General features: G+C 70.4%; 14 protein-coding genes. 5 read left to right on the top strand and 9 right to left on the bottom strand.

What is annotated here, in order from left to right; all coding sequences use genetic code 11:
• Positions 1-54: 54 nt before the first annotated feature.
• Positions 55-636, bottom strand: coding sequence for a DUF3000 domain-containing protein (locus F4561_RS14485; protein WP_184579408.1), 582 nt, complete (start codon positions 634-636; stop codon positions 55-57).
• Between the two features lie 407 nt (positions 637-1,043).
• Here F4561_RS14485 and hemE point away from each other — a divergent pair, with 407 nt between their 5' ends.
• Entirely contained in the window at positions 1,044-2,012 is a 969-nt protein-coding gene (gene hemE / locus F4561_RS14480) for a uroporphyrinogen decarboxylase (protein ID WP_312885599.1), read from the top strand.
• Positions 2,013-2,157: 145 nt separating this feature from the next.
• Here hemE and F4561_RS14475 read toward each other — a convergent pair whose 3' ends face one another.
• The gene (locus F4561_RS14475; protein WP_246437200.1) at positions 2,158-3,165 is read right to left on the bottom strand and encodes a DUF4349 domain-containing protein; all 1,008 of its coding nucleotides are present in this window, start codon (positions 3,163-3,165) and stop codon (positions 2,158-2,160) included.
• A 207-nt stretch (positions 3,166-3,372) separates the two neighbouring features.
• Here F4561_RS14475 and hemG point away from each other — a divergent pair, with 207 nt between their 5' ends.
• Both hemG and hemQ read left to right on the top strand, forming a co-directional pair.
• A complete protein-coding gene (hemG, locus tag F4561_RS14470; RefSeq protein ID WP_184579401.1) occupies positions 3,373-4,821 on the top strand; it encodes a protoporphyrinogen oxidase in 1,449 nt (482 codons plus the stop codon).
• Positions 4,822-4,911: 90 nt separating this feature from the next.
• Entirely contained in the window at positions 4,912-5,553 is a 642-nt protein-coding gene (hemQ, locus tag F4561_RS14465) for a hydrogen peroxide-dependent heme synthase (protein ID WP_246437659.1), read from the top strand.
• A gap of 103 nt (positions 5,554-5,656) precedes the next feature.
• On the opposite strand, the gene pssA is transcribed toward hemQ, so the two are convergent.
• The 3 genes from pssA to msrB form a co-directional block, all read right to left on the bottom strand.
• Positions 5,657-6,487 (bottom strand): CDP-diacylglycerol--serine O-phosphatidyltransferase, encoded by an 831-nt coding sequence (pssA, locus tag F4561_RS14460; RefSeq protein WP_184579397.1) that lies wholly within the window; start codon positions 6,485-6,487, stop codon positions 5,657-5,659.
• Positions 6,474-7,127 carry a phosphatidylserine decarboxylase gene (locus F4561_RS14455; protein ID WP_184579395.1) on the bottom strand — a complete coding sequence of 218 codons (654 nt, stop codon included), beginning with the start codon at positions 7,125-7,127 and terminating at the stop codon, positions 6,474-6,476. The genes pssA and F4561_RS14455 overlap by 14 nt, the downstream gene beginning before the upstream one ends.
• A gap of 154 nt (positions 7,128-7,281) precedes the next feature.
• Entirely contained in the window at positions 7,282-7,704 is a 423-nt protein-coding gene (gene msrB / locus F4561_RS14450; RefSeq protein ID WP_184579393.1) for a peptide-methionine (R)-S-oxide reductase MsrB, read from the bottom strand.
• Between the two features lie 315 nt (positions 7,705-8,019).
• Between msrB and F4561_RS14445 the strand changes: the two genes are divergently transcribed.
• A complete protein-coding gene (locus F4561_RS14445) occupies positions 8,020-8,340 on the top strand; it encodes a hypothetical protein (RefSeq protein ID WP_184579391.1) in 321 nt (106 codons plus the stop codon).
• A 71-nt stretch (positions 8,341-8,411) separates the two neighbouring features.
• On the opposite strand, the gene F4561_RS14440 is transcribed toward F4561_RS14445, so the two are convergent.
• The 4 genes from F4561_RS14440 to F4561_RS14425 form a co-directional block, all read right to left on the bottom strand.
• Complete coding sequence (locus F4561_RS14440) at positions 8,412-9,170, bottom strand: GntR family transcriptional regulator (protein WP_312885269.1); 759 nt, start codon at positions 9,168-9,170, stop codon at positions 8,412-8,414.
• A 256-nt stretch (positions 9,171-9,426) separates the two neighbouring features.
• Complete coding sequence (locus tag F4561_RS14435) at positions 9,427-10,197, bottom strand: pyrimidine reductase family protein (protein ID WP_184579387.1); 771 nt, start codon at positions 10,195-10,197, stop codon at positions 9,427-9,429.
• An 11-nt stretch (positions 10,198-10,208) separates the two neighbouring features.
• Positions 10,209-12,341: a glycogen debranching protein GlgX gene (gene glgX, locus F4561_RS14430; protein WP_184579384.1), complete on the bottom strand. Its 2,133-nt coding sequence runs from the start codon at positions 12,339-12,341 to the stop codon at positions 10,209-10,211.
• Between the two features lie 287 nt (positions 12,342-12,628).
• Complete coding sequence (locus F4561_RS14425; RefSeq protein ID WP_184579382.1) at positions 12,629-14,260, bottom strand: acyl-CoA dehydrogenase family protein; 1,632 nt, start codon at positions 14,258-14,260, stop codon at positions 12,629-12,631.
• A gap of 195 nt (positions 14,261-14,455) precedes the next feature.
• On the opposite strand from F4561_RS14425, the gene F4561_RS14420 reads away from it, so the two are divergent.
• Entirely contained in the window at positions 14,456-15,271 is an 816-nt protein-coding gene (locus F4561_RS14420) for an SGNH/GDSL hydrolase family protein (protein WP_184579379.1), read from the top strand.
• Positions 15,272-15,337: the final 66 nt, after the last annotated feature.

The following is a 15,337-nucleotide window of genomic DNA, read 5'->3' as shown; positions in this document are numbered from 1 at the left end:
ACTGTGGGTGCGCTCCCGGGGGCCTAAGGCGCGTATAACGCCGCACCGGAGTTCTCAGTCGGCAGTGCGCTGCCGGTGCTGCGCGATGTCGGTGACATCGACCGGCGGCAGCCCGGCGGCGGAGCTCAGCAGCGCGAGCCACGCCCGCATGTGCGCTGAGAGGTCGTCCGTGCTCGGCGACCAGGATGCCCGTAACTCCAGTTCGGTGGTTGTCGGCTCGTCCGCCTTGGCCGCGAAGCCTTCCGACGTCGCGCGCGTGACGGTGCCGCTGAGCGTGTGGTGCTCGGCGCCGAGGGAGGTGAGCGCCTCGACCAGCCAGCTCCAGGCGACCTGGCCAAGGAGCGGATCGCTGGCGATCTCGGTTTCGAGATCAGCGCTGGCGTAGGCCACGACGCGGAAGGGGCCCGGCCAGTCCCGGGTGTCGTCGGGATCGTAGAGCACGATCAGCCGGCCCAGTGCGACATCGTCGTCACCGACCCGGACGCTCGCCGACATCGCGACGGCGTAGGGCGCGAGGCGCTGCGGGGCGGGGATCTCCTCGATCACGACCTCGGGGCGGACCGCGGGCACGTGCAGGCTCTCGACCGCTCGCCGGAACGCGGGAGGCGCGTCATCGACCCTACCGAGAGGGGGCATGATGGAAACGTCAGCCTTAATCTTGTAATCGAGCACGTCGCGCACAAGGCCACACTGCCCGCGCTTCGTGGAAACGACTGAACGCGGGCACCACGGCCCCCCGCCACCGCGACACATCCGCCATTACGGACAGCGCACGGCGACGGGCACTCTCCGACGGTGGCACGAGTCGCCGGCCAGCTCGCGGAGCTTCTCCGGCGTGTCGGTGTTTCGCGCCGATGCTGGCCGGCCCCTGCGACGAATACGGTACGCGTCAACCCTAACCGCCACTGGTGGCCGGAGTGGGCCAATTCCGATGCGTCACGGCCACCAACCGGTGCTCGGCTCATGGCACGATCGGAGGTGTGATCCTGCACGAATCTCCATTCCTCCGCGCCTGCCGGCGCCTGCCGGTGCCTCGCACACCGGTGTGGTTCATGCGCCAGGCCGGGCGCTCACTGCCCGAGTACCGACGTGTCCGCGCCGACGTCCCGATGCTGGAGGCGTGCGCGCGCCCCGACATGATCGTCGAGATCACGATGCAGCCGGTACGCCGTTATGACGTCGACGCCGCGATCTACTTCAGCGACATCGTCGTCCCGCTGAAAGCCATCGGACTCGACCTGGACATCAAGTCCGGCGTCGGACCCGTGGTGGCCGACCCGATCCGCGACGCCGGCGGCATCGCGCGGCTGCGCGAGCTCGAACCCGGCGACGTCGGCTACGTGACCGAGGCGGTTGGCGGGCTCGTCGAGGAGCTCAAGGGCCGCCCACTCGTCGGCTTCGCGGGCGGGCCCTTCACACTGGCCTCCTACCTGATCGAGGGCGGCCCGTCGAAGAACCACGAGCACACCAAGGCTCTGATGTACGGCGAGCCCAAGCTCTGGGACGACCTGATGCGCCGGCTGTCAGCGATCACCCTGGAGTTCCTCAAGGTCCAGATCGCGGCCGGGGCGAGCGCGGTACAGCTCTTCGACTCCTGGGTCGGCGCCCTGAGCGCTGAGGATTACCGTGCCTCCGTGCTCCCGCACACTTCCTGGATCTTCGAGCGCCTGGCTGAGTTCGACGCGCCGCGCATCCATTTCGGCGTGGGCACCGGCGAGCTGCTCGGCCTGCTCAGCGAGGCGGGCGCCGACGTCGTCGGGGTCGACTGGCGGGTGCCGCTCGACAGCGCCGCCCAGCGCGTGCAGCCGGGCACGGCGCTGCAGGGCAACCTGGACCCCGCTGCGCTCTTCGCGCCGTGGGACGTCGTCGCCGAGCGCACCCGGGATGTCCTCAACCGGGGCCGCGCCGCCGAAGGCCACATCTTCAACCTCGGTCACGGGGTGCTGCCCACGACCGACCCCGACACGCTGGCGCGCCTCACCGAACTGGTGCACGAGGAGTCCGAGCGGTGACACAAACACTGCCCCGGACCGGAGGGCGGTAGTCCCGCCCGGCCGGGAGACCGGGCCAGGGTGCGGGGAGGCGCCCGGCCCTCTGGCGCCGGGCGCCTCCTCCGGTTAGAGAGCGAACGGCACGCTCGGACCGCCCGCTCCGTTGTCATGCCTCCCGCTCGGGAGGCGGACCGTCCTCAGCCTCGTCCGGGGTGTCGTCGGCCGGGTCGCTGCCGCTATCGCCATCGCGTGCCCCGACCGGTTCCGGAGCCGGCTCTCCGGCCGCCTCTGCCGCGGAACCCGCCTGCTTGGCGGAGCCGCGCTTGGCGGCGGCCCGGCGCCGGCGCCACACAACGAAGGGGGAAGCCGCCGCCGCGACGACCACCAGGAACGGCAGCAGCCAGCCAGCGGCCACCGAAAGGCCCTCGGCAACCGCTGTCAGAGCCCGCCAGCCCCTGGCGAGCCCGCCGGTGAAGCCGATGGAGTCGGACTCGTCCTCGGCCAGGTAGGTGTCGGGCGGCAGCAGCGAGAGCTTGATCGTGCCGAACGAGGTGCTGTCCTGCAGTGCCTGCTGCCGGGCCTGCAGCGCCTCCAGCTCCTGCTGGCGGGTGGCGATCTCGGACTCCACGGCCAGCACGTCCTCGACGGTGTCGGCGTCCTCGACCAGATCGCGCAGCCGGTCCAGGGTCGCCTCGGCCGACTCGACCCGGCTGTCGACGTCGGCCACCTCTTCGGTGACATCCTCGGCCTCGCGCTGCAGGTTCGCCTGAGTGCCGAGGTCGCCCAGCTCTCGCAGGGCGTCCTCGTACTGGTCGGTGGGGACCCGCAGCGTCAGCGACGCGCGGGGGCCCTCGCCGGACCGGGTGGTGACGTCCTCCGCGGCGACGTGCCCGCCCGCGTCGTCGACCCACTCCTTGGCGGAGTCGGCGGTCTCCTCGACCTCGGGGGTCTCCACCGTGAGGTCGGCGGTGTGCACGACCTCGCGTTCGCGTACGTCGACGTCGGATCCGGTGACCGCGCCGTCCTCATCCCCGCCGCTGTCCTCGGCGTCCCGCGCGTTCTCGGGGGCATCGTTCTGGGGCGCCGCCGCGCCACTGGCGTCCTCCTGGGCGTCCCCCTGGAGGGTGCCGGAGCAGCCAGCGAGCAGTAGCACCGCCAGTATCACTGCCAGCATTGGAGCGAGGCCCGGCACCGTGCGGACCGGAATGTGTGGGTGCGCTGACGTTTCCATGTGCTCTCTGACGGTGCGGTCTCCACCCGAGTTGCCTCCCGGGAGTAACGCGTCCATTACACCGCTGAGACCCCGGGGCCGGCGCGCCCACGCGATCGGCGATCGCGGGGGTGTGCGCGGGTGGTCCCAATGATCTGGAAAGCTGGGGGCATGCAGACGAAACCGCACGTCGCCGTGGTGGGAGGCGGGGTGTCCGGGCTGACCGCCGCCTATCGTCTCACCAGGGCCGGGGCCGATGTCACCGTGCTCGAAGCGAGCCCGCGCCTCGGCGGGAAGCTGGACGTTTCCCCGGTGGCCGGAGTCCCGGTGGACTCCGGGGCGGAGTCCATCCTGGCGCGGCGCCCGGAGGCCCTGGATCTCATCCACGAACTGGGGCTCGACGACCGGTTGGCGTACCCCGCGCCCGGGCCGGCGGCCGTCTACAGCAGGGGACGGCTGCGCCCCTTTCCAACCGGCCAGGTCATGGGGGTTCCCGGGAGCCTGACCGGGCTGGCGCGCAGCAGAGTGCTGTCGTGGCCGGGCACCCTGCGCGCGGCCCGCGACCTGCTCTGGCCGCGCACTCCGGTGCGCGGCGACGTCGCCGTCGGCCGCTATATCGGGACGCGTATGGGATCCGAGGTCGTCGAGCGGCTTGTGGAGCCGATACTCGGCGGCGTGTACGCGGGCCGGGCCGACCAGCTCTCGCTGGACGCCACCCTGCCGCAGGTGGCCCGCATGGCCCGCGAGGAGCGCTCGCTGCTGCGGGCCGTGGCTGCCTCCAGGCGGCAGGGCGCCCAGAGTCCCGCGACGGGGCCGGCGTTCGCCACACTGCGCGGCGGCGCGGCCACCCTCATCGAGCCGCTGGCCCGGCAGAGCGGTGCCCGGATCGAGACGTCGGCCACGGTGCGCGAGCTCGACGTCCGCGATGGCACCTGGTCGCTCACCGTTGGCTGCGCGAGCGACCCGCGCCGGATCACCGCCGACGGGGTCGTGCTGGCCTGCCCAGCTCCCGCGACCGCGCGGCTGTTGCGGCCGGTGGCACCCGCGGCGGCCGCGGAGCTCGCCGGAATCGACTACGCCAGCATGGCCATCGTCACCCTGGCCTACCCCACATCCGCGTTCGGCCGGCCGCCGATGGGCAGCGGGTTCCTGGTGCCCGCCAGGGAGCAGCGGTTCGTCAAGGCCGTCACCTTCAGCAGTGTCAAGTGGCCGTGGTTGGCGGCCGAGCTGCGCGCGGCGCATCCCGATACCGGGATGACGGTCGTGCGCTGCTCGGTCGGGCGGTATGGCGACGAGGCCGCGCTGCAGCGCGGCGACGGCGATCTCGTCGAGCGTGCGGCCGGCGACCTCGCCGACATCTGCGGTGTTTCCGGGGCGCCCCTTGACCAGCGCGTCACCCGGTGGGGCGGCGGCCTGCCGCAGTACACGGTCGGACACCAGGGGCGGGTCGACCGGGCACGCACCGCGGTCGCCGAGCTGCCCGGCCTCGCGCTGTGCGGGGCTGCCTACGACGGTGTCGGAATCCCCGCCTGCGTCGGTGGAGCGGCCGAGGCCGCGCGCGAGGTCCTGCGGGAGCGGCCCACCCAGCGGACGCCCCGGTTATCCACCGCGAGAAGCTGACAAGAAGCAATGGAGGCACACGTGACCACGGGACAGCACAGCAGCGGCACCGCGGAGGCCGAGGAGCTCAACCAGCTCATCCGCTACACCATGTGGTCGGTGTTCAAAGCGGGAGACCTTTCCGGTCTGGACCGCACCGCCGCGGCCGAGGAGCTCACCGCCTTGTTCGACGGTGCTGCCGAGAAGGGGGTGGTCACCCGCGGCTGCTACGACGTCCAGGGATTCCGCGCCGACGCTGACGCGATGTTCTGGTGGATCGGCGACAGCCCGGAGTCCGTCCAGGAGATGTACACCGCGTTCCGCCGCACCCGCCTGGGGCGCGCGAGCACCCCGGTGTGGTCGGTGGTGGGGATGCACCGCCCGGCGGAGTTCAACCGCGCCCACGTGCCGGCGTTCCTGGCGGGGGAGGAGCCGCAGGACTACCTGTGCGTCTACCCGTTCGTGCGCTCGTACGAGTGGTACCTGCTGCCCGACGAGGAGCGCCGGGCCATGCTCGCCGAGCACGGCCGGATGGCAGCAGGGTTCTCCGACGTCCGCGCGAACACGGTGTCCAGCTTCGCTCTCAGTGACTACGAATGGATGCTCGCCTTCGAGGCGGGAGAGCTGCACCGGATCGTCGACCTGATGCGGCACCTGCGCGGCGCGGAGGCCCGCCGGCACACCCGGCTGGAGGTGCCGTTCTACACCGGCCGGCGCAAGGGTGTGCCGGAGCTGCTGGAGGCGCTCGCGTAACCGCGGAGCACCCGCACGGCGCGCAACCGTCGTCCCGTGCGCTGGCCGGTCTTTCAGGGGCCCACCCGGCCGGCCAGCGCTCCCCGGCGCTTCTGGTGTCTTCTCAGCCCTCCTGAGTGCTCGGTAGCGTGATCTCGTCCTCGTCGTCGTACTGGTGGTGTCGCGTCAGCACGACATAGACCGGGATGACCAGGAGGAGCGAGAGCACCAGGCTGGAGCCGGAGTAGAGCAGCGCCGTGCCCGCCGGGGCGTCGACCGCCCACGCGGTCAGGCAGGCCACGCTGCCCAGAATCCAGGCCAACACGGTGAAGGCCAGCCGTCCGCGCGGCTTCGGGTACTTGATGCGGCTCACCATGAGCCAGGAGATCGTCAGTACCGCGGCAGTGCCCACGAGAACGGGCGGATCGAGCAGCACGATCGTGATGACGGCCATGGCACCGAACGGGCTGGGCAGCCCCGTGAAGTAGCTTTCGCCCGGCGCCTGGCAGGAGAAGCGGGCCAGCCGCACGACCGTCGCCAGAAGTACGGCCGCGGCGCCGGCGATCGGGGCGATCCCGCCACCGGCCAGCGTGCCCCACGCGACGACGAAGAACGCGGGTGCGAACCCGAAGCTGATCACGTCGGCCAGGTTGTCCAGTTCGGCGCCCATGCCGCTGCCGCCGAGCTTGCGCGCGACCCGCCCGTCGAAGAGATCGAACGCGGTGGCCATCAGCAGCAGGACGACCGCCGTCGCGACGGCGCTGCGGTCCATGGGGCCCTGGACCCCGGTCGCCAGATGCGCTGACTGCGCCGCGGCGAGTTGCCACACCGCCATGAAGCCACACAGCGCGTTGCCGAGGGTGAGGTAGTCGGCCACCGCGAGGCGGGGGCGGGGGGCGGGTTCCGCCGGGCCCGCGAGAGCGGGCTCAGCGAGCCCCTCGTCAGTCGCGGTCAAGGCGGGTCTCTCCGGCTCGGACCTGCTGCCCGTTCGCCACCGCCGGGGTGATCCCCGCCGGAAGGTAAACGTCGACCCGCGACCCGAACCGGATGAGCCCGATCCTCTCGCCCTTTTCCACCTTCTGCCCCTCAGTGAGATACGGGACGATACGCCGGACCATCGCGCCGGCGATTTGAACGACCGTGATCTCACCAATCTCGGTTTCGAAGGTCCAGATGACGCGTTCATTACGCTCGCTGTCCTTGTCGAATGCGGGACGGAAGCCCCCCGGACGATGCTCCACCCCGACCACGGTTCCCGCAAGTGGTGCGCGGTTGACGTGCACATTGAGCGGGTTCATGAAAACCGCTACCCGGGTGCGGCCATCGGGTTGGGCATCGACGCTCTGCACGACACCATCGGCCGCGCAGAGCATCCGACCGGGAGCCGGGCCGCGTTCGGGATCGCGGAAGAACCAGGTCATGCCGGCGGCGAGGCCAACGGCGGGCACGGCCAGCGCCGTACGCCACCGGGCGCCGCGGCTCGCCAGAACCGCGGTTCCGGCGGCCGCCCACGCGGGCACGAGCCAGGGGGCGGAGCCGCGCGCCATCCGAACAGACGACCGGCCTATGGGTGGGGGGAAGGAAGCGTCGGTCATAGGGAGCTTTCGTCGAGTGGCTGGGAAGCCGCGATGGACCTGGGGAGCGACGGGGCCCGCGCGGTTCCTCCAGACGGCGCGTCGACGGGGACACGCGAGGGGCCCGTAAGCGCAGTGCGTGGGTCCCGGACAACGGCGCACATGTTGGAGGATGCTATTCCACTTGGTCGGTTGCCTCCAGGGTTAGCGCCACGGAATTGATGCAGTAGCGGTCGTCGGTCGGGGTGTCGTAGCCCTCGCCGCGGAACACGTGACCGAGGTGGGAGTCGCAGCGCGCGCAGCGGACCTCGGTGCGGACCATGCCAAGGGACCGGTCCTCGATCAGCGTAACCGCGTCGGTATCAGCGGGATCGTAGAAGCTCGGCCACCCGCAGTGCGACTCGAACTTCTCGGCCGAGCGGAACAGTTCGGCGCCGCACGCCCGGCACCGGTAGACGCCCACCGTGGTGGTGGCGACGTACTCCCCGCTCCATGGCCGTTCCGTGGCCCCCTGACGAAGCACGGCGTACTCCTGGCGGGAGAGCCGTTCGCGCCATCCGTCCTCGCTCGTGGGTGTGTGGGCCTTTGCTTCGTCCATGATTGTGACGCTACCTCGCCTCTCCTGTCACGCGCTGCTGCCCCGCCGCTGCCCTCCGATTCGAACCAAGAGCACCGATGATGGTTAGATGCCCAGATCCTCGTGCTTTGAGAAGTTCGGACTCGATCTCGAAGGGTAGGGGACCCCCAGGGCTACAGGCAGTCGGGAGATGCGGCGATGCTTGTTACATATCGGCAACCACTGGGATTGGGACAGAGAAGGCAGTCGCTGCGCGTGGGATGGGCCCAGTACGCCCATCTTTGGTTGGATCATCACACAATTCGCCTGCGAGAAGGGATTCGGCCGGCGTGGCGCATGATCGCGGATACCGCGGCCGAGATCCGCTGGGTCGCGGCGCTCACCAGGTCCGCCGTGGCGGCGCGCGTCGACCGCAGCCGGCCGCGCCCCCTGAGCGACCGCGGGCTGCTGTGGCTGATGCTGGCGATCGGTGTGGGCGCACTGGCCGTGGCATCGGTCCTGGGATTCGCCCTCGCCGAGTGGGCGATGAGTCGCACCGGTGACGTCCTTCCCGCCGCTGGCGGGGCAGTCGCCGTCGGTGCGGCGTTCCTGGGATTGATGTACCTGGTCTTCGCCTCCAAGAGGCGCCGCTCCTCTACAGAGGCTGACTGGGACTAGCGCGGCGGCACAGGAGCGGCGGGCCGGGGCGTCGTCCCCGGCCCGCTCTCGTCGTTTCGGGTCCGCCGCGGTCAGGCGTCGAAGTCGTACTGCAGGATGTAGGCGGACCCGTCCAACGTCATCTCGTTCAGCTCGACCGGCAGGCGCCTGGCGGTGAGCGCTGTGCGCAGCACGTCCAGGATCGGGGTTCCGGCACTGAGCTGAAGCTCCTCGGTCTCGGTCGGACTGGGCATGCGCACCCGGATCTCCTCTGTGAAGTGCGCGGGCGCGTACCCGAGCTCGGACAGCCGGGCGTAGATGCCGCCGGGCCCCGTCTCGGTCTCGGCGATCGCCGTTCCGGCGACGAGGGCCGCCGGCAGGTACGAGGTGGCGAGCTGCATGGGGCGGCCGTCGAGGTGGTACCGGCGCCGGCGGCACACCACCCGGGCCTCGCCGGGCAGCTCCAGAGCGCGCGACACGTAGTCGGGCGCGGGGATCTCACGGACCGTGATGCTGTCGGTCTCGAACTCGCGGTCGGTGGCGTCCGCCTCCCAGATGGCGCGCCCGTTGTCCCAGAGCTCCCGGGAGAGGCGCCGGGGTCCGTGCCGCCGCAGAGGGCGGAAGGCACGGACGTAGATGCCCGAGCCGCGTACGGGCACCACGATGCCCTCGTTGATGAGGACCGAAAGTGCCTGACGCGCGGTGGCTCGGGCGACCCCGTACCGCTTCATCAGGTCGTTCTCGCCAGGGAGCCGGTCGCCGTCCGCGAGCTCGCCGGAGGCGATGGCATGGCGCAGGGCCTCGGCGATCTCGCGGTACACCGGGGGGGAGTCATTTTCGGACGTCGGCACTGCGTTCATCCTCTCGCCCGGAATTCGTCGTCACACTGATCGAGTCGTCCTCGGTCGGTCTTTTCCCGGTCGATACTGTCCTGTTGGGGAGTGAATATCGGACTGTTCCATTTCGTACCCGATCGCGCTACCCGAGGGCCGACGTCACTGTGCTACACACCGGGTATGTCCGGTTGCCGGGTGGTTTATGCGTGTTGCCGGACGTCCGACACCGGCCGACAGCCTGTCCTGGCAAAAGAGGAAACTGCTGGTTTCGTCAGATTCCGCTGGCGCGCGTATACCGCAGGAACAACGAACCCTCCGACTCCAGTACGTGAGCGAGCGCCAGCTCCTGGGTGTGGGCGGGGCCATCACCGGCCACGATTCGGGCGGGTTCCGGCCCGGTCAAATGCGGGCTCAACGTCAGGCACAGCTCGTCCAGAAGGCCGGCGGAGGTGAGCTCGGCCAGCAGGTGCGGTCCACCCTCTGTGAGCACCCGCAGCAGCCCGCGCTCCGCCAGGGCCGCCATGATCAGCTCGGGCCGCACCGAGTCCTCGCCGGCCACAACGACGTCGGCCTCCCTCGCGGCGGTCCGCCTGCGCTCCGCCGGCGCGGACTCGGTGGTCAGGACGATGGTGCGTGCTTCCTCCGGGGCCTGAGACAACAGGCTGGGGTTGAGGTCCAGGGTGCGCGAGACCACGGCGACCGGCGGCGTCGCCGTCCGCCCCGCCCGCAGCTCCCCCCAGACCTCGCGGGCGCGCACCGGCCGGTACCCCTCGATCCGCGCCGTTCCCGCCCCGGCGAGCACAACATCAGAGAGCCCGCGCAGGATGCTCATGGCTCTGCGGTCCGCAGCCGAGGACAGGTCGCCGCTGTGTCCGGTGCGCCCCCACGCCCCGCCGTCGGCGCTGGCGATCATGTTGGCACGCAGCCACGGCCGATCCAGCACAGCGGGATAGGCGTAGGCGGTCGCGAGGTCGGCCTCGGGTTCGGGGTGCGGCAGCAGCGCGCGGAAGCGCGCCGCGCCGGATTCGGCGAGAGAGCTCATGGTCGTCGAGCTTAGACGCCGCCGCGGTGCGCCGCCCGGCGCCGCGACACGCGTTTCAACAGCAGCAGCGCGCGATCGAGCACCTGGACCGTGCCGCGGGCCGAGACGACCGGACCCTCGGTGAGGTCGGGCTCGGCGGTGTCGAGGACCACCTGCCACGAGCTGCCGAAGTCGCGTCCGGGAACGGTGAAGCGAACCGGATCGTCTCCGCTGTTCAGCAGCAGCAGGAAGCTGTCATCGGAGACCCACCGCCCCCGCAGGTCGGGCTCGGTGATCGCGTCGCCGTTCAGGAACGCGCCCAGGATCGGGCCGGCGGAGTCCCAGTCCTTCTCGGTCATCTGGCCGCCGTCGGGCCGCAGCCACGCGATGTCGCGCAGCTTGCTGCCGCGCGGCGGCCGGCCCTGGAAGAACCGGCGGCGGCGGAACACCGGGTGCGCGCGGCGCAGCCGGGCCAGGCCGCGGACGAAGTCGAGCATGCCGTCCTCGTCGTCCGCGCGCTTGAAGTCCACCCAGGTGATCTCGTTGTCCTGGCAGTAGGCGTTGTTGTTGCCTCCCTGGGTGCGGCTGATCTCGTCCCCGTGCGAGAGCATCACCACGCCCTGCGACAGGAACAGTGTCGCCAGGAAGTTGCGCATCTGGCGGCGGCGCAGCGCCACGATGTCGGGCCGTTCCGAGGGGCCCTCGACCCCGTGGTTGTACGAGCGGTTGTCGTCGGTGCCGTCGCGGTTGTCCTCGCCGTTGTCCTCGTTGTGCTTATGCTCATAGGTCACGAGATCGGCGAGTGTGAACCCGTCGTGGCAGGTGACGAAGTTGATCGAGGCGACGGGGCGGCGGCCGTCGCCCTGGTAGAGGTCGCTGGATCCGGCCAGGCGCGAGGCCAGTTCGGGTACCACGTGGTGCCCGCGCCAGAAGTCGCGCACGGTGTCGCGGTACTTGCCGTTCCACTCCGACCACAGCGGCGGGAAGTTGCCCACCTGGTACCCGCCCGGGCCGACGTCCCACGGTTCGGCGATGAGCTTCACCTGCGAGATGACCGGGTCCTGCTGGACAATGTCGAAGAACGTGCTGAGCCGGTCGACGTCGTGGAACTCCCGTGCCAGCGCGGAGGCGAGATCGAACCGGAACCCGTCGACGTGCATCTCCGTCACCCAGTACCGCAGCGAGTCCATGATGAGCTGCAGTGAATGGGGGTGGCGCACATTGAGGCTGTTCCCGCAGCCCGTGTAGTCGAGGTAGTAGCGCTGGTCGTCGTCGCGCACCCGGTAGTAGCTGAGGTTGTCGATGCCCCGCAGCGACAGTGTGGGCCCCATGTGGTCGCCCTCAGCGGTGTGGTTGTAGACGACGTCCAGCAGTACCTCGATCCCGGCCTCGTGCAGCGACTTGACCATCCCCTTGAACTCCTGGACCTGCTGTCCCTGGGAGCCGTTGGCGGCGTACTCGCTGTGCGGGGCCAGGAAGGCCAGGGTGTTGTACCCCCAGTAGTTGGTGAGCCCGCGGGCCACCATGGCGTGTTCCGGCACGAAATGGTGCACCGGCATGAGCTCGACCGCGGTCACGCCGAGGGACGTGAGGTAGTCGACCATCGCGGGGTGCGCCAGTCCCGCGTAGGTGCCGCGCTGGTGCTTGGGGATGTCGGGGTGGCGCATGGTCAGACCGCGCACGTGGGCCTCGTAGATCACGGTCCGGTGGTAGGGGATGCGCGGGCGGCTCTCGTTGGCCCAGTCGAAGAACGGGCTCACCACCACGCACTTGGGCACGTAGGGCGCGCTGTCGCGGGTGTTCATCCGCGACGGTTCCTCGAAGTGGTAGCTGAACAGCGACTCGTGCCAGGTCAGCGTGCCGTCGATCGCCTTGGCGTAGGGGTCGGCGAGCAGCTTCGCCGGGTTGCAGCGCAGGCCCTGTTCCGGGATGTAGGGGCCATGTACCCGGTACCCGTACCGCTGTCCGGGGCCGACCCCCGGGAGGTACCCATGCCAGACAAAACCGTCATTCTCGGTGAGCGCCACCGGGGTCTCGGCCCTGTCCCCGTCGAACAGGCAGAGTTCCACGCGTTCGGCGGCCTCGGAGAACACGGAGAAGTTGGTGCCAGACCCGTCGTAGGTGGCACCAAGGGGGTACGGATTACCTGGCCAGACTTCCACCATTGGCGTCACAGTCTCTTCTATGTCTCGTTGACACGTGGCGAGACTTGTTGTTCCGCCCTGGCCGATTGATTATTCCTGTTCGGGCAGGTCAACGTTGGAATTGTGTCCGATTTCGGGGGTATTGCGCAGACAATTTCCCGCGGGGACCGGGGTGCGCCCGCGGAAATGGCGCGCCGGCGGGTTGCCGCCGTGGCGAGCGTGCCCCGCCCCGTAGCTCCGAGCTCCGCCCGAGCCCCGGGACGGGCCGCGGCCGCAACGGCGCGTTCCGCGCTGGCCCCGCCGGGCCCTCAGACGCGTGGCCGGTTCCGGTCGATGATGGCCGCCGTGTCGGCCCCGCGCGGCAGCGTGCCGAACGTGCGTCCCGCCTCGCCGCCCAGCCGCGAGGCGGTGAACGCGTCCGACACCGGCTCCGGGGCGTACCGGATGAGTAGGGACGCCTGCAGGGTGAGCGCCATCAGCTCCACCAGGCCGCGAGCGCGGTGCTGGAGGTCCTCCAGGTCGCCCAGCTCCGCCCGCAACCGCTTCACGGCCTGGTCGAACCGGGTGTCGACGCCCTCGGCGCGCGCCAGTTCGGCCAGGAACACCTCGACCGTGTCGGGCCGCTTGCCCATGGCGCGGAGCACGTCGAGCGCCACCACGTTGCCCGACCCCTCCCAGATGGAGTTCAGGGGCGACTCCCGGAAGAGCCGCGGCATCGGCGACTCCTCGACGTAGCCGTTGCCGCCCAGGCACTCCAGCGCCTCGGCGGTGTGCGCGGGAAGCCGCTTGGTGACCCAGAACTTGCCCACGGCCACCGCCAGCCGGCGGAAGGCCGCCTCGGCCTCGTCGCCCCGGATCGCCCGGTCGGCGGCGCCGGCCAGACGCGTCATCAGCGTCGTCGCGGCCTCTGACTCCAGTGCCAGGTCGGCCAGGACGTTGCGCATCAGCGGCTCGTCGATGAGGAGCGAGCCGAATGCCCTGCGCTGCGAGGCATGGTGCACCGCCTGGAGCAGGGCGGCGCGCATTCCCGCGGCCGAGCCGATGACGCAGTCCAGCCGGGTGCCGTTGACCATCTCGATGATGGTGCGCACGCCCTTGCCCGGTTCACCGACAGGCCAGGCGAGGGTGTCGTCGTACTCCAGCTCGGCGGAGGCGTTGGAGCGGTTGCCCAGCTTGTCCTTGAGCCGCTGGATGAGCAGCGTGTTGCGGGTGCCGTCGTCGAGGACGCGCGGGACGAGGAAGCAGGTGAGCCCTTCGGGCGCGTGGGCGAGCGTGAGGAAGACGTCGCCCATCGGGGCCGAGGTGAACCACTTGTGCCCGATAAGCCGGTAGCTGCCGTCGGCCTGCGGCACGGCGCGGGTGGTGTTCGCCTGGACGTCGGAGCCGCCCTGCTTCTCCGTCATCGACATCCCGGCGAGCAGCCCGTCCTTGCGCAGTGGCGGGCGCAGGCCGAAGTCGTAGCTGCGCGCCGCCAGCAGCGGCTCGAAGCGGGCGGCCAGGTCGGGGGAGTGGCGCAGGGCGGGTATCGCGGCGTAGGTCATCGAGATGGGACAGCCGTGCCCGCCCTCGACCTGCGACCAGGTGTAGAACTTGGCGGCGCGCGCGACGTGCGCCCCCGGGCGGTCCTCCACCCAGGGGGCGGCGTGCAGGCCGTGGCTGACGGCGGTGTCCATGAGCACGTGCCACGACGGGTGGAAGTCGACCTCGTCAACGCGGTGCCCGTAGCGGTCGTGGGTGCGCAGCGCGGGCTCGTTGGCGTTGGCCTGCTCGCCCCAGGAACGGGCGCGCGCTGTCCCGGCGAGGAGGCCCAGCTCGTGCAGTTCCTCGGCGGCCCAGCCGGCGCCCTCACGCTGTACCCCGGCGAGCAGGGCGTCGTCGGCGGCGACGTCGTAGTCCTCCAGCGGGGCGGGCTGGTTGAACACCTCGTGGGTCGCGGGCATGGGCGGGGCTCTCCTCTACGAGTGTTCCGAACGGGATTCGGTCGATGGTCCTCCAGGCTAGATGGTCCTCCAGGCTAACGGTCCGGACGCTGTGGGGTCAGGGGTGCGATCCCGCGGTGCCGGCTTGCCAGGGGAGTGTTCACCCACTTAAGTTAGTAAGTGCTCACCAACTTACCGAGGAAAGAGTGTGTGCCGATGTCCCGGAGACGCCTGCTGCTCGTGTTGACCGTTCCGCTACTGGCTGCCGCTCTGGTGGCGGCGACGAGCGGGTACCTCACCTTCGTGCGCGCGCCGGCCAACAACCCCGACGAGTTCCTGAGCAACGGACCGCGTCCGCAGACCGACACGGTGGTGGTCGCCGCGGGCAGCAGCTCCACGCACGCCAGCGCGAGCGGCGACTACGTCCGGATGCTGCGCGAGAGCCTCGGTGACCAGGGCTACGAGTTCGTCAACGCCGGCTCCAACGGCGCCACCAGCACCGACGTTCTCGACAGCCTGGATGAGATCGTCGAGATCGACCCCGACGTGGTGACGATCCTGATCGGCGGGAACGACGTCCGCGACTTCGGCGGGGCAGCGGGAGTCGGCAAGTACCGGAAGAACATGACACGGATCCTCGACCGGCTGGATGCCGAGACGAGTGCCGAGGTAGCGCTGATCTCCCCGCAACCGAGCGGTGAGGACCCCGAGAACCCGAACAACCGGGCGCTGGCCCAGTACATCGATGTCCTGACCGATCTCGCGGACACGCGTGACGCCACCTACATCCCGCTCAACGAGGAACTGGCCGACCTCATCGCGGCGGAGGGGCGCCCACCCCGGCCGGACGGGTTCTCGTTCGGCGCGGCCTACGCCTCCGGCTTCCGGCACCACATCCTCCGGCAGAGCTGGGACGAGATCGCCGAGGACAACGGTTACGCGGTCTACACCGACGGCCTGCACCTCAGCGACACCGGAGCGCGGACCGCGGCGGACCTCGTCGCGGACTGGCTGAGTGAACGGGAGCGGTGAGCTGTGCGCCGCCATTCAGGGACGCTCCCCCTCGTGTCGCGTCGAGGGGCCGGTTTCCGCGATGGC

This window comes from Lipingzhangella halophila (assembly GCF_014203805.1).
GTDB classification, from domain to species: Bacteria; Actinomycetota; Actinomycetes; order Streptosporangiales; family Streptosporangiaceae; genus Lipingzhangella; species Lipingzhangella halophila.
The sequence above is the reverse complement of the archived record's forward strand: the minus strand, read 5'-3'. Positions and strand labels throughout refer to the sequence as shown.

Excerpts from the sequence above, each read along its gene's own strand:
- F4561_RS14485 (WP_184579408.1), bottom strand. The coding sequence starts at position 636 with ATGCCCCCTCTCGGTAGGGTCGATGACGCGCCTCCCGCGTTCCGGCGA.
- F4561_RS14475 (WP_246437200.1), bottom strand. The coding sequence starts at position 3,165 with ATGCTGGCAGTGATACTGGCGGTGCTACTGCTCGCTGGCTGCTCCGGC.
- hemG (WP_184579401.1), top strand. The coding sequence starts at position 3,373 with ATGCAGACGAAACCGCACGTCGCCGTGGTGGGAGGCGGGGTGTCCGGG.
- hemQ (WP_246437659.1), top strand. The coding sequence starts at position 4,912 with ATGTGGTCGGTGTTCAAAGCGGGAGACCTTTCCGGTCTGGACCGCACC.
- F4561_RS14455 (WP_184579395.1), bottom strand. The coding sequence starts at position 7,127 with ATGACCGACGCTTCCTTCCCCCCACCCATAGGCCGGTCGTCTGTTCGG.
- msrB (WP_184579393.1), bottom strand. The coding sequence starts at position 7,704 with ATGGACGAAGCAAAGGCCCACACACCCACGAGCGAGGACGGATGGCGC.
- F4561_RS14445 (WP_184579391.1), top strand. The coding sequence starts at position 8,020 with ATGATCGCGGATACCGCGGCCGAGATCCGCTGGGTCGCGGCGCTCACC.
- F4561_RS14435 (WP_184579387.1), bottom strand. The coding sequence starts at position 10,197 with ATGAGCTCTCTCGCCGAATCCGGCGCGGCGCGCTTCCGCGCGCTGCTG.
- glgX (WP_184579384.1), bottom strand. The coding sequence starts at position 12,341 with ATGGTGGAAGTCTGGCCAGGTAATCCGTACCCCCTTGGTGCCACCTAC.
- F4561_RS14425 (WP_184579382.1), bottom strand. The coding sequence starts at position 14,260 with ATGCCCGCGACCCACGAGGTGTTCAACCAGCCCGCCCCGCTGGAGGAC.
- F4561_RS14420 (WP_184579379.1), top strand. The coding sequence starts at position 14,456 with ATGTCCCGGAGACGCCTGCTGCTCGTGTTGACCGTTCCGCTACTGGCT.